10 protein-coding genes are annotated in these 13,326 nt (G+C 66.7%); all 10 read left to right on the top strand.

The features are described from left to right. Nucleotides 1-28 precede the first annotated feature (28 nt). Nucleotides 29-1,189: an acyl-CoA dehydrogenase family protein gene (locus C163_RS10625; RefSeq protein ID WP_015270769.1), complete on the top strand. Its 1,161-nt coding sequence runs from the start codon at nucleotides 29-31 to the stop codon at nucleotides 1,187-1,189. A gap of 17 nt (nucleotides 1,190-1,206) precedes the next feature. Next, nucleotides 1,207-3,324 carry an acetate--CoA ligase family protein gene (locus C163_RS10630; protein ID WP_025338743.1) on the top strand — a complete coding sequence of 706 codons (2,118 nt, stop codon included), beginning with the start codon at nucleotides 1,207-1,209 and terminating at the stop codon, nucleotides 3,322-3,324. After that, the gene (locus C163_RS10635) at nucleotides 3,317-4,924 is read left to right on the top strand and encodes a 5-guanidino-2-oxopentanoate decarboxylase (RefSeq protein WP_025338744.1); all 1,608 of its coding nucleotides are present in this window, start codon (nucleotides 3,317-3,319) and stop codon (nucleotides 4,922-4,924) included. Before C163_RS10630 ends, C163_RS10635 begins: the two co-directional genes overlap by 8 nt. A 34-nt stretch (nucleotides 4,925-4,958) precedes the next feature. Next, nucleotides 4,959-6,188, top strand: a complete 1,230-nt coding sequence (alr, locus tag C163_RS10640; protein WP_025338745.1) for an alanine racemase — start codon at nucleotides 4,959-4,961, stop codon at nucleotides 6,186-6,188. A 24-nt stretch (nucleotides 6,189-6,212) separates the two neighbouring features. Further along, nucleotides 6,213-7,403, top strand: a complete 1,191-nt coding sequence (locus C163_RS10645; protein WP_025338746.1) for a pyridoxal phosphate-dependent aminotransferase — start codon at nucleotides 6,213-6,215, stop codon at nucleotides 7,401-7,403. Next, entirely contained in the window at nucleotides 7,396-8,811 is a 1,416-nt protein-coding gene (locus C163_RS10650; RefSeq protein WP_025338747.1) for an aldehyde dehydrogenase family protein, read from the top strand. Before C163_RS10645 ends, C163_RS10650 begins: the two co-directional genes overlap by 8 nt. 43 nt (nucleotides 8,812-8,854) lie before the next feature. Continuing rightward, the gene (locus C163_RS10655; protein WP_025338748.1) at nucleotides 8,855-9,556 is read left to right on the top strand and encodes an NAD(P)H-dependent oxidoreductase; all 702 of its coding nucleotides are present in this window, start codon (nucleotides 8,855-8,857) and stop codon (nucleotides 9,554-9,556) included. Between the two features lie 250 nt (nucleotides 9,557-9,806). Then, complete coding sequence (locus C163_RS10660; protein WP_025338749.1) at nucleotides 9,807-10,910, top strand: polyamine ABC transporter substrate-binding protein; 1,104 nt, start codon at nucleotides 9,807-9,809, stop codon at nucleotides 10,908-10,910. Nucleotides 10,911-10,944: 34 nt separating this feature from the next. Beyond that, entirely contained in the window at nucleotides 10,945-12,357 is a 1,413-nt protein-coding gene (locus C163_RS10665; RefSeq protein ID WP_025338750.1) for an aminotransferase, read from the top strand. 53 nt (nucleotides 12,358-12,410) lie between these two features. Then, nucleotides 12,411-13,277, top strand: a complete 867-nt coding sequence (locus C163_RS10670) for a LuxR C-terminal-related transcriptional regulator (protein WP_025338751.1) — start codon at nucleotides 12,411-12,413, stop codon at nucleotides 13,275-13,277. The last annotated feature ends 49 nt before the right edge of the window (nucleotides 13,278-13,326 follow it).

Raw genomic sequence — 13,326 nt, forward strand, 5'->3', positions numbered from 1 at the left:
TAACCGACCCTCACCAGGACCTTCGCAGATGAATTTCCAACTGACCCAAGAACAAGAAATGTTGGTGGAAGCGGTACGCAGCTTTGTTGCCAAGGAGCTGCTGCCCCATGAGGAGGCGGTGGACCGCGCCGATGCCGTGTCGCCCGAGCTGGCTGCGCAGATCCGCGGCAAGGCCATCGCCGCCGGGTTCTATGCCTTCAACATGCCCGAGGAGGTCGGCGGCGGTGGCCTGGACTATCTGTCCCAGGCGCTGATCGAGCGCGAACTGTCCAAGGTGTCCTGGGCCCTGCACGTGTTCGTCGCGCGGCCATCGAAAATCCTCATGGCCTGCAAGGACGAGCAGATCAACGACTACCTGTTGCCCTGCGTGCAGGGCGAGAAGATCGACTGCTTCGCTCTCACCGAGCCGGGCGCCGGCTCCGATGCCAACGCCATCAAGACCCGTGCCGTGCGCCAGGGTGACGACTTCGTCATCAACGGCAGCAAGCACTTCATCAGCCATGCCGGCCACGCCGATTTCGCCATCGTCTTCGCCGTCACCGACACCTACGAGCACAACGGGCGCAAGCGCAACGCGGTAACGGCCTTCCTGGTCGACCGGGGCACGCCGGGCATGACCATCCGCCGTGGCCCCAAGTGCGTGAGCAACCGTGGCTACCACACCTACGAGCTGTTCTTCGACGACTGCCGGGTGCCGGCCAGCAAGGTGCTGGGCGAGGTCGGCAAGGGCTGGGAGGTGGCCAACGCCTGGCTCACCGCCGGCCGGGTGATGGTCGCCGCCAACTGCGTGGGCCAGGCCCAGCGTGCCCTCGACCTGTCGCTGCAATGGGCCGCCGACCGCAAGCAGTTCGGCCAGGCCATCGGCAGCTACCAGGGGGTTTCGTTCAAGCTGGCCGACATGGCCACGCAGATTCGCGCTGCGGAAATGCTCACCCTGCACACCGCCTGGAAGATGGACCAGGGCAGCATGACCGACGGCGAGGCCGGCATGGCCAAGCTGTTCGCCAGCGAGGTGCTGGGCAAGGTTGCCGACGAAGCCGTGCAGATCTTCGGTGGCATGGGCCTGATGGATGAAGGGCCGGTCGAGCGCATCTGGCGCAACGCACGCATCGAGCGCATCTGGGAAGGCACCTCGGAAATCCAGCGGCACATCATCGCCCGCGAACTGCTGCGCCCGCTGCTGCGCTAAACGCCAGGAGAACACTCATGTCGCATTCGATTCGTGACAACCTCAAGCGCCTGCTGGCCCCCCGGCACCTGGCCTTCGTCGGCGGGCGCAGCATGGCGCGGGCGCTCAAGCGCTGCGCCGAAGGTGGCTTTGGCGGCGAGCTGTGGCTGGTCAACCCGCAGCATGACAGCCTCGAAGGTATCCCCTGTGTGGCACGGGTGGCCGACTTGCCCCATGCCCCGGACGCGGTGTTCATCGCCACCAACCGCGAACTGACCCTGCAGTGCGTTGCCGAGCTGGCCGCACGCGGCGCCGGTGGCGCCATCTGCTATGCCTCGGGCTTTGCCGAAAGCGGTGAAGAGGGCCGCCAGCTGCAGCAGCGCTTGCTCGCCGCCGCCGGCAACATGGCCTTGCTCGGCCCCAACTGCTACGGCCTGCTCGACTACCTGCACGGCGCTGCGTTGTGGCCGGTGGCCCATGGTGGCCAGCAGGTGGAGAAGGGCGTGGCGATCCTCACCCAGAGCGGCAACTTCGCCTACAACCTGTCGATGAGCGACCGCTCGCTGCCGGTGGCCTACATGGCCTCGGTCGGCAACCAGGCGCAACTGGGCGTGGCCGAGCTGATGGACGTGCTGCTCGACGACCCACGGGTAACCGCCATCGGCCTGCACCTGGAAGGCCTGAAGAACGTGCCGGGCTTCGCCCGTGCTGCCTGCAAGGCATTGCAGCAGGGCACGCCGATCATTGCGTTGAAGACCGGCGTGTCGCAGATCGGCGCCGAACTGGCGCTCAGCCACACCAGCTCGCTGTCCGGCTCCGATGCCTTGTACGACAGCCTGTTCCAGCGCCTGGGTGTGATCCGCGTCAGTGGCCCGGTGAGCTTCGTTGAAACGCTCAAGGCCGCCGCCTGTGGCCGCCTGCCGGTGAATGGCGAGCTGATCGCCCTGGCTTGTTCCGGTGGCGATGCCGGCTTGATCGCCGACTATGCCGAGCGCAACCAGCTGGTCCTGCCGAAGCTTGCACAAGGGCAGGTGGCGCAGTTGGCCGAGGTGCTGCCGGCCTATGCCAACCTGGTCAACCCGCTGGATTTCACCACTGCCATCTGGGGTGATGCAGCGGCCCTGCAACGCATGCTCGACAGCACCCTGAGCGGCGCAGCCGACGCGGCCATGCTGGTGCTGGACTACCCGGCGGCGTTCACCGGCGAACGCAAGGAATGCGACCTGCTGCTGGCGCTGTACTGCGATGCACTGGAGCGCCACGGCAAGATCGGCTTCGTCACCTCGGCATTCCCGGAGCTGTTGCCCGCCTGCGCGCGCGAGCGTTTGCACGCGCGTGGCATCGCCGCCCTGCAGGGCGTGGAGGATGGCCTGGCAGCCTGGGGGCGCATCGTCGCCTACCAGCGCAACCGCCAGCGGCTGCTGGAACAGGGTGAGGCCGCCCGGGTGCCGCTGTGCCCGCAGGCCCTTGGGGGCGAGAGCCACCTGCTGGACGAATGGCAATCCAAACAAGCCCTGCGTGCCTTCGGCCTGCCGGTACCGGCAGGGGTGCTGAGCACACCCGAGCGCGCTGTGGCAGATGCTGCCCGCGTCGGCTACCCGTTGGTATTGAAGGCGGTCAGCGCGCAACTGCCGCACAAGACCGAAGCCGGTGCGGTGGCGCTGAACCTGCGCGATGCCGCCGCCCTCGAGGTTGCGCTGGTGCAGATGCGCCAGCGCATCGCCGCCTACGCCCCGCAGGTAGCGTTCGACCAGGTGCTGCTCGAACCGATGGCCGAGCCGCCGCTGGCCGAACTGATCGTCGGCATCAAGCGCGAGCACGACTTCGCCCTGGCCCTGGTGATCGGTGCCGGTGGCGTGCTGGTCGAGCTGCTCAAGGACAGCGTCAGCCTGTTGCTGCCGACCACCGACGATGCCATCCGCAGCGCGCTGCTCGGCCTGCGCAGCGCCAGCCTGCTGCAAGGCTTCCGTGGCCGCCCGGCCGCCGACCTCGACGCACTGGTTGCGGCTATCCGCGCGGTGGCCGACTACGCCTGCGAAAACGCCGGGCAACTGCTGGAGCTGGATGTGAACCCATTGATGGTCGGTGCCCACGGCACCACCGCGGTCGACGCGCTGATCCGTCTCGGCCAGGCGCAAGGAGAACGACATGAATAAGCACACCCCGACCGCCGGCCAGGCGTTGGTGCGCCTGCTGGCCAACTACGGCGTGGAGACGGTATTCGGCATCCCCGGCGTGCACACCCTGGAGCTGTACCGCGGCCTGCCGGGCAGCGGCATCCGCCATGTGCTGACCCGCCACGAGCAGGGCGCCGGCTTCATGGCCGACGGCTATGCACGGGTAAGCGGCAAACCGGGGGTGTGCTTCGTCATCACCGGCCCGGGCGTGACCAATGCCGCCACCGCCATCGGCCAGGCCTATGCCGACTCCATCCCGATGCTGGTGATTTCCAGCGTCAACCACACTGCCAGCCTGGGCAAGGGCTGGGGCTGCCTGCACGAAACCCAGGACCAGCGCGCCATGACCGCGCCGATTACCGCGTTCTCTGCCGTGGCCCTGCGCGGCGACGACCTGCCCGAGCTGATCGCTCGTGCCTGGGCCGTGTTCGACAGCGAACGGCCGCGCCCGGTGCACATCTCGGTGCCGCTGGACGTACTGGCCGCGCCGGTCAGCCGTGACTGGAGCGCTGAGGTGGTGCGCCGCCCCGGGCGTGGCCAGCCGTGCCGCGACATCCTCGACCAGGCAGCCGTGAAGCTGGCCGCCGCCAAGCGGCCGATGATCATTGCCGGTGGTGGGGCATTGCACGCGGCCGAGCAGCTGCAGCAGCTGAGCACGCGGCTGGCAGCGCCATTGTTCACCAGCGTGGCCGGCAAGGGCCTGCTGCCAGCGGACGCGCCACTGAATGCCGGCGCCAGCCTGTGCGTCGAGCCCGGCTGGCAGCTGATCAGCCAGGCCGACGTGGTGCTGGCAGTGGGTACCGAAATGGCCGACACCGACTTCTGGCGCGAGCGCCTGCCGATCAGCGGCGAGCTGCTGCGCGTGGACATCGACCCGCGCAAGTTCAACGACTTCTACCCCTGTGCCATAGCCCTGCACGGTGATGCCCGGCAAACCCTGGTCGGCCTGCTCGAGCACCTGCCAGCGCTGGACCGTGACCCGGCCCAGGCCAGCGAAGCGGTGGCCAACCTGCGCCAGGCCATTCGCAGCGGGCATGCGCCGCTGCAGGCCGTGCACCAGGCAATCCTCGACCGCATTGCCGCCGTGCTGCCCGACGATGCCTTCATCAGCAGCGACATGACCCAGCTGGCCTACACCGGCAACTACGCCTTCGCCAGCCGGGCGCCGCGCAGCTGGCTGCACCCCACCGGCTACGGCACCCTCGGCTACGGCCTGCCGGCCGGCATCGGCGGCATGTTCGCCAGCGACCACCGCCCCGGCCTGGTGCTGGTGGGCGACGGCGGCTTCCTCTACACCGCCCAGGAACTGGCCACGGCAGTCGAGGAACTGGACCGGCCGCTGGTCGTGCTGTTGTGGAACAATGACGCCCTCGGCCAGATCCGCGACGACATGCTCGGCCTGGACATCGAGCCGGTCGGCGTACTGCCGCGCAACCCGGACTTCATCGGCCTGGCCCGCGCCTTCGGTTGCGCGGTGCGCCAGCCGCGTGACCTGGACGCGCTGCAGGCCGATCTGGCCAGCGGTTTCGCCACCCCCGGCGTCACCTTTATCGAACTCAAACACACCTGCGTCTGCTAAGCGGCAGACACCACGAACAACAAGAGAAACCACCATGCCATTTCGCCGTACCCTCCTGGCTGCATCCCTCGCTCTGCTGATCACCGGCCAGGCCCCGCTGTACGCCGCACCACCCCTGTCGATGGACAACGGCACCACGGCCCTGACCGTGCAGAACAGCAACGCCTGGGTCGAAATCAGTGCCGGCGCGCTGCAACACAACATCCGTACCTTGCAGGCCGAGCTGGGCGGCAAGTCCAAGCTGTGCGCCGTGCTCAAGGCCGACGCCTATGGCCACGGTATCGGCCTGGTGATGCCGTCGATCATCGCCCAGGGCGTGCCTTGCGTGGCGGTGGCCAGCAACGAGGAGGCCCGCGTGGTTCGCGCCAGCGGCTTCACCGGGCAACTGGTGCGGGTACGCCTGGCCAGCCTCAGCGAAGTGGAAGATGCCTTGCAGTACGACATGGAAGAACTGGTCGGCAGCGCCGAGTTCGCCCGCCAGCTCGATGCCATCGCCGAACGCCACGGCAAGACCCTGCGCATTCACATGGCGCTCAATTCCAGTGGCATGAGCCGCAACGGCGTGGAAATGACCACCTGGTCCGGCCGGGGTGAAGCGCTGCAGATCACCGACCAGAAGCACCTCGAGCTGGTCGCGCTGATGACCCACTTCGCCGTGGAAGACAAGGACGATGTGCGCAAAGGCCTGGCAGCGTTCAACGAGCAGACCGACTGGCTGATCAAGCACGCGAAACTTGATCGCAGCAAGCTCACCCTGCACGCCGCCAACTCCTTCGCTACGCTGGAAGTGCCGGAAGCGCGCCTGGACATGGTGCGCACCGGCGGCGCGCTGTTCGGCGACACCGTGCCGACGCACACCGAATACCAACGTGCCATGCAGTTCAAGTCGCACGTGGCAGCGGTGCACAGCTACCCGGCAGGCAACACCGTCGGCTATGACCGCACCTTCACCCTGGCGCGTGATTCGCGCCTGGCGAACATCACCGTCGGCTACTCCGATGGCTACCGCCGGGTGTTCACCAACAAGGGCCATGTGCTGATCAACGGCCACCGTGTGCCGGTGGTGGGCAAGGTGTCGATGAACACGTTGATGGTCGATGTCACCGACTTCCCCGATGTGAAGGGTGGCAACGAAGTGGTGCTGTTCGGCAAACAGGCCGGGGGTGAAATCACCCAGGCCGAAATGGAAGAAATCAACGGCGCGCTGCTCGCCGACCTGTACACCGTATGGGGCAGTTCCAACCCGAAGATTCTCGTCGACTGAAACCGCCAATGAAGGGAGATTGCCATGCGCTACGCCAAGCTCACTCAACGCATCGCCGGCGACGGGGCTGCGGCCTGGGACATCCACTACCGCGCCCTGGCGCTGCAGGCCGAGGGCAAGGATATCCTGCTGCTGTCGGTGGGGGACCCGGACTTCGACACCCCCGCGCCGATCGTCGAGGCGGCCATCGACAGCCTGCGGGCGGGTCACACCCATTACGCCGATGTGCGCGGCAAGCTGGCGCTGCGCCAGGCCATCGCCAACCGCCACCGCCAGCGCAGCGGCCAGGCCGTCGATGCTGACCAGGTGACGGTGCTGGCGGGTGCCCAGTGCGCGCTGTACTGCGTGGCCCAGTGCGTGCTCGACCCGGGTGACGAGGTGATTGTCGCCGAGCCCATGTACGTGACCTACGAGGCGGTGTTCGGGGCCTGTGGCGCCAAGGTGGTGCCGGTGCCGGTCAAGCCGGAGAACGGCTTTCGCGTGTGCCCGCGTGACGTGGCCGCGCGCATCACCCCGCGCACCCGCGCCCTGGCCCTGAACAGCCCGCACAACCCCTCGGGGGCGAGCCTGCCGCGCGCCACCTGGGAAGCGCTGGCCGAGCTGTGCATCGCCCACGATCTGTGGCTGATTTCCGATGAGGTGTACAGCGAGCTGTTGTACGACGGCGAGCATGTCAGCCCTGGCAGCCTGCCGGGCATGGCCGAGCGCACCGCCACCCTCAACAGCCTGTCGAAGTCGCATGCCATGACCGGTTGGCGGATGGGCTGGGTGGTCGGTTCGACCGAGCTTGCCACCCACCTGGAAAACCTCGCCCTGTGCATGCTGTACGGCTCGCCGGACTTCATCCAGGACGCCGCCGTGGTGGCGCTGGAGCAACAACTCCCGGAACTGGATGTCATGCGCGAAGCCTATCGCCAGCGTCGCGACCTGGTGTGCGAGCAGTTGGCCGACTGCCCGGGCATCAAGGTGCTCAAGCCCGATGGCGGTATGTTCGTGATGGTCGACATCCGTGAGACCGGCCTCAGCGCCCAGGCCTTCGCCGATCGCCTGCTCGACAGCCAGGGCGTGTCGGTGCTCGCTGGCGAAGCCTTCGGCCCCAGCGCTGCCGGGCATATCCGCCTGGGCCTGGTATTGGGTGACGAGGCCTTGGCCGACGCTTGCCGGCGCATCGCCCGCTGCGCCGCCGCACTGATGCAGGGGCAGGCCCATGCGTGAGTATGCGCGGCTTTACATCGACGGCGCCTGGCAGGTACCGAGCGGGCAGGGCATGGCCGAGGTGATCGACCCGGCCACCGAACAGGCCATCGGCCGCGTGCCGCTGGGCGCCGAGGCCGATGTCGAACGGGCAGTGATGGCTGCGCGGCGGGCCTTCGATGGCTGGTCGCGCACGCCGTCCAGCGTACGTGCCGGGTTCATAACGGCGCTGGCCGCACAGCTGAAAAGCCGTGCGGCGGAAATGGCCTCGCTCATCACCGATGAGCTGGGCATGCCGGTGCAGTGGTGCCAGGCGGTACAGGTCGAGGGCCCGATTGCCGGGCTGGAGCAGTACGCCGAACTGGCCGGGCTGATGGATGAAGTGCGCGAAGTCGGCAACTCGCTGGTGTACCGCGAGGCCGTTGGCGTGTGCGCGTTCATCAACCCGTGGAACTACCCGCTGCACCAGATGATCGGCAAGCTGGCGCCGGCCCTGGCTGCCGGCTGCACGGTGGTGGTCAAGCCCAGCCAGGAAACACCGCTGCATGCGTTCCTGCTGGCCGAGATGATCGAGGCCATCGGCCTGCCGGCCGGGGTATTCAACCTGGTCAGCGGGCCGGGGGCCAAGGTCGGCGAGGCCCTGGCCCGGCACCCGCAGGTGGACATGGTGTCGTTCACCGGCTCCACCGGCGCCGGGGTGCGCGTGGCCCAGGCGGCCGCGCCGACGGTGAAGCGGGTGTGCCTTGAGCTGGGCGGCAAGTCGCCGCTGCTGATCACCGCCGACACCGACTTACACGCGGCGGTGCGCCATGGCGTGCAGGATGTGATGATCAACTCGGGGCAGACCTGCACGGCCTTGACCCGCATGCTGCTGCCGGCCAGCCGCTACGCCGAGGCGCTGGAGATTGCCGAGGCCGAGACCCGTGCGCTGGTCATGGGCGACCCGCGTGACCCTGCCAGCTTCCTCGGGCCGATGTGTTCGGCAGGCCAGCGGCGCACCGTGCTCGACTACATTCGCCTGGGGCAGGAAGAGGGCGCGCGCCTGCTGTGCGGCGGTGATACGCCGGCCGGCTTCGAGCGCGGCTTCTACGTGGCGCCGACGTTGTTCGCCGATGTCGACAACCGCATGCGCATCGCCCAGGAGGAAATCTTCGGCCCGGTGCTGTGCCTGATCCCCTATGCCGACGAGGCCCAGGCGCTGGCCCTGGCCAACGATTCGCCGTTCGGCCTGTCCAGCGCGGTGTGGGCCGGTAGCCGCGAGCACGGCCTGGCCCTTGCGCGGCAGATACGCGCCGGGCAGTGCTTCATCAACGGTGGCGGGTTCAACTACCAGGCACCGTTTGGTGGCTACAAGCAGTCGGGCAACGGGCGCGAGTGGGGCGAGGAGGGCCTGGCCGAGTTTGTCGAGGTGAAAGCGGTGCAGTGCTGAGCCACAGCTGGAAGACAACCTGTTTTGTGTGAGGAGAATGTTTGTGAATGTACTGATCGTCCACGCTCACCCCGAGCCGCAATCGTTCACGGCTGCCCTGCGTGACCAGGCCGTGGAAACCTTCCGCGCCCAGGGCCACCAGGTGCAGGTCAGCGACCTGTACGCCATGGGCTGGAACCCGGTGGCCAGTGCCGATGACTTCAGCCAGCGCGAGAACCCCGAGTACCTGGTGTATGCCCTGGAGCAGCGCCAGGGGGTGAAGCGTGGTGCCATTGCCGCGGATATCCAGCAGGAGCTGGACAAGCTGCTGTGGGCCGACTTGCTGGTGCTGAACTTCCCGATCTTCTGGTTCTCGGCGCCGGCCATGCTCAAGGGCTGGATCGACCGGGTGCTGGTGTCGGGGGTGTGCTATGGCGGCAAGCGCTTCTACGACCAGGGCGGGTTGGCGGGCAAGAAAGCGCTGGTGACCGTGACCCTGGGCGGGCGCGAGCACATGTTTGGCGACGGGGCGATTCATGGGCCGCTGGAAGACATGCTGCGGCCGATCTTGCGCGGCACGCTGGCCTACGTGGGGTTCGAGGTGCTGCCGCCGTTCGTGGCCTGGCATGTGCCGTACATCAGTGACGAGGCGCGGCAGGCGTTTTTGCAGCAGTACCGGCAGCGCCTGGAGCAGCTCTCGGACGACCAGCCACTGGTTTTCCCGCGTCTTGAGCAGTTTGATGAGGCGTTGTATCCGCTGGCGTGACCTTTTGCTCGAACCACTGGGGCCGCGTTGCGGCCCATCGCGACACAAGGCCGCTCCTACAGGATCCGCGTACCCTGTAGGAGCGGCCTTGTGTCGCGAAAGGGCTGCAAAGCAGCCCCAGAATTCTGTCGGCATACGACATTCTGCCAAAAAACGACCACCCACACATTCGGGGTATGTCCCCCTTCGGCAAATCCCTCGATAGTGCCCCCATCGGCTCGATCCCGAGCACTCACACGATGGAGTTGCCATGCGCAAGGTACTGAAGGTGATTGGCGGTCTGCTGCTGGCGTCTGGCGCCAGCCTGGCCCAGGCGGCAGAGGTGGACAGCGGTAACACGTTGCGGTTGTACAACTGGACCGACTATATCGGCGAAACCACCCTGGCCGACTTCGAGAAGGCCACCGGCATCAAGGTCATCTACGACACCTTCGACGGCTACGAAACGGTACAGACCAAACTGCTCACCGGCCGCTCCGGCTACGACCTGGTCATGCTCAACGCTTCCCTGGTTCCCCCGCTGATCAGCGCCGGGGTATTCCAGGCGCTGGACAAGCAGCAACTGCCCAGCTGGCACAACCTCGACCAGCAGGTGGTGAACAACCTGCAAGGCTACGACCCCGGCCTGAAATACTCGGCGCCCTACACCTGGGGCAGCTCGGGGGTAACCTACAACGTCGACAAGATCACCGCGCGCATGCCCGATGCCCCCATCGGCTCGCTGGCCATGCTGTTCGACCCCAGTATCGTCTCGCGCTTCGCCGACTGTGGCGTCACCCTGATGGACGCGCCGACCGAAGTCATCCCGCTGGCCCTGCAGTACCTGGGCAAGGACCCACGCAGCGCATCGCCGGCCGACCTCAAGGCGGCCGAACAACTGCTGCTGGGCATTCGCCCGTACATTCGCAAGTTCGACTCGGTCAATTACCTCACCAGCCTGCCCAACGGCGATGTCTGCCTGGCCCTGACCTGGTCCGGCGACTACGCCACCGCCCAGGCCCGCGCGGTGGAAGCGAAGAAGGACATCAAGCTGTCGTTCTTCATCCCCCAGGAAGGCTCGCTGATCTGGTTCGACAACCTGTACATCCCCAAGGATGCGCCGCACGCGGCCAATGCCCACCGCTTCATCGAGTTCCTGCTGCAGCCGCAGACCATGGCCAAGGTCACCGACTACATCCACTACGCCAACAGCAACGCCGCCGCCACCGCGCTGGTGCGCGACGAGATCCGCCAGGACCCGGCCATCTACCCCGACGCGCAAACCCGCGAGCGCCTGTTCGCGCAGAAAACCCAGAGCCCGAAGGACATGCGCGCCATCACCCGGGTCTGGAGCACGGTCAAGACCGGTTTCTGAACACTGCCCAACGATCACTGCCAAGGAGATGCCCATGGCCACCCCAAGCAAAGCATTCGCCATTGCCCACGACCCGCTGGTGGAAGCCGACAAGGCCCACTACATGCACGGCTACCACGTGTTCGACGAGCACCGCGAGCAAGGCGCGCTGAACATCGTTGCCGGCGAGGGCGCCTACATCCGCGATACCCACGGCAACCGCTTCCTCGATGCCGTCGGCGGCATGTGGTGCACCAACATTGGCCTGGGGCGCGAGGAAATGGCCCTGGCCATCGCTGACCAGGTACGCCAGCTGGCCTATTCCAACCCGTTCTCCGACATGGCCAACGATGTGGCCATCGAGCTGTGCCAGAAACTTGCGCAGCTGGCGCCGGGTGACCTGAACCGCGTGTTCCTCACCACCGGCGGCTCGACCGCGGTCGACACTGCCTACCGGCTGATCCAGTACTACCAGAACTGCCGTGGCAAGCCGCACAAGAAGCACATCATCGCCCGCTACAACGCCTACCACGGCTCCACCACGCTGACCATGTCGATCGGCAACAAGGCCGCTGACCGGGTGGCGGAGTTCGATTATCACCACGACCTGATCCACCACGTGTCCAGCCCCAACCCGTACCGCGCCCCGCACGACATGGACGAGGCCGAGTTCCTCGACTTCCTGGTGGCCGAGTTCGAGGACAAGATCCTCTCGCTGGGGGCCGATAACGTGGCGGCGTTCTTCGCCGAGCCGATCATGGGCTCGGGCGGGGTGATCATTCCGCCCAAGGGCTACTTCCAGCGCATGTGGCAGCTGTGCCAGACCTACGACATCCTGTTCGTCGCCGACGAAGTGGTGACCTCGTTCGGGCGCCTGGGCACCTTCTTCGCCAGCGAGGAACTGTTCGGCGTAACCCCCGACATCATCACTACCGCCAAGGGCCTGACCTCGGCCTACCTGCCGCTGGGGGCGTGCATCTTCTCCGAGCGCATCTGGCAGGTGATCGCCGAGCCGGGCAAGGGCCGCTGCTTCACCCACGGCTTCACCTACAGCGGCCACCCGGTGTGCTGCACCGCGGCGCTGAAGAACATCGAGATCATCGAGCGCGAGCATTTGCTGGCGCACGTCAAGGACGTTGGCGGCTACCTGGAGCAGCGCCTGCAAAGCCTGCGCGAGCTGCCGCTGGTGGGGGATGTACGCTGCATGAAGCTGATGGCCTGTGTCGAGTTCGTTGCCGACAAGGCCAGCAAGGCGCTGTTCGCCGACGAGGTGAACATCGGCGAACGCATCCATAGCAAGGCCCAGGCCAAAGGGCTGCTGGTGCGGCCGATCATGCACCTGAACGTGATGTCGCCGCCGTTGATCGTCACCCATGCGCAGGTGGACGAGATCGTCGAAACCCTGCGCCAGTGCATCATCGAAACCGCGCGCGAACTCACGGCGCTTGGCCTGTACCAGGGCCGATGAACCTGGCGCAAAGGGCTGTGCGCGGGCGTGCCTGGCAGGCTAGACTGCCGGGCATGACCCAGGCCTCTCCCGACACCCCGCTTACCCTTTCACTGGGCGCGCTGCAGCAATGGCATGCGGCGCTGCAGCGCGCACTGGCCCACAGCGAAACGCCCGAGGCGCTGGCGCATGTGGCGGCCGCCATCGGCCAGCTGGTGCAGGTGGAATCGATGATGATCAGCCTCGAGTGCCAGGGGCGGGCACCGCAACTGCTGTACCAGCAAGGCATCCCCGACCTGCACCGCGCTGCCGTGCTGGAGCGCTACTTCACTGCCGGCTACCTGCTCGATCCGTTCTGCCTGGCCGTGCAGAGCGGCCTGGCCGAGGGCTTCTACCACCTGCAGGAAATCGCCCCGGACAATTTCTTCGACAGCGACTACTACAAGGCCTATTACCTGGGTACCGGCTGCAGTGAAGACAGCTACTACATCGTCGACCTCAGCGCTGGCCGCAAGTTGTCGCTGAGCCTGTTCCAGGGCTGCAGCGGCACGCGCCTGAGTACAGGGCAGATCGACCTGCTGCGTGCGCTGGAGCCGATGGTACGCGAGCTGCTGGGGCGCTACGCCCGGCACCATCTGGAGCCCGGCCCCGCATCGGTGGAGCGTGGCAGCCTGCAGGCGGCGTTCGACAGTTTCGGCTGCCAGGTGCTGACCGACCGTGAACGGGAGGTGGCGCACATGATTCTGCGTGGGCATTCGGTGAAGTCCACCGCGCTGGAGCTGGGCATCTCGCCGGAAACCGTGCGCATGCACCGCAAGAATCTGTACCTGAAGCTGGAGATCAATTCGCAGTCGGAGTTGTTTGCGCGGTTTATCGACTGGCTGCGCGGCGATCGCCTGCCGGCCTGGCAGCAAAGGAGCAACTGCCTTACTCAAATCTGAAAGCTGGCGCGGTCCCTGTGGGAGCGGGTTCACCCGCGAAGCAGGCACC

Origin of the sequence: Pseudomonas sp. FGI182 (assembly GCF_000511325.1) — a bacterium.
Taxonomy (GTDB): domain Bacteria; phylum Pseudomonadota; class Gammaproteobacteria; order Pseudomonadales; family Pseudomonadaceae; genus Aquipseudomonas; species Aquipseudomonas putida_Z.

Bases quoted from the DNA above. Each gene is read 5' to 3' on its own strand.
- C163_RS10650 (WP_025338747.1), top strand. From the start codon at position 7,396: ATGCGTGAGTATGCGCGGCTTTACATCGACGGCGCCTGGCAGGTACCG.
- C163_RS10635 (WP_025338744.1), top strand. From the start codon at position 3,317: ATGAATAAGCACACCCCGACCGCCGGCCAGGCGTTGGTGCGCCTGCTG.
- alr (WP_025338745.1), top strand. From the start codon at position 4,959: ATGCCATTTCGCCGTACCCTCCTGGCTGCATCCCTCGCTCTGCTGATC.
- C163_RS10645 (WP_025338746.1), top strand. From the start codon at position 6,213: ATGCGCTACGCCAAGCTCACTCAACGCATCGCCGGCGACGGGGCTGCG.
- C163_RS10625 (WP_015270769.1), top strand. From the start codon at position 29: ATGAATTTCCAACTGACCCAAGAACAAGAAATGTTGGTGGAAGCGGTA.
- C163_RS10665 (WP_025338750.1), top strand. From the start codon at position 10,945: ATGGCCACCCCAAGCAAAGCATTCGCCATTGCCCACGACCCGCTGGTG.
- C163_RS10670 (WP_025338751.1), top strand. From the start codon at position 12,411: ATGACCCAGGCCTCTCCCGACACCCCGCTTACCCTTTCACTGGGCGCG.
- C163_RS10660 (WP_025338749.1), top strand. From the start codon at position 9,807: ATGCGCAAGGTACTGAAGGTGATTGGCGGTCTGCTGCTGGCGTCTGGC.
- C163_RS10630 (WP_025338743.1), top strand. From the start codon at position 1,207: ATGTCGCATTCGATTCGTGACAACCTCAAGCGCCTGCTGGCCCCCCGG.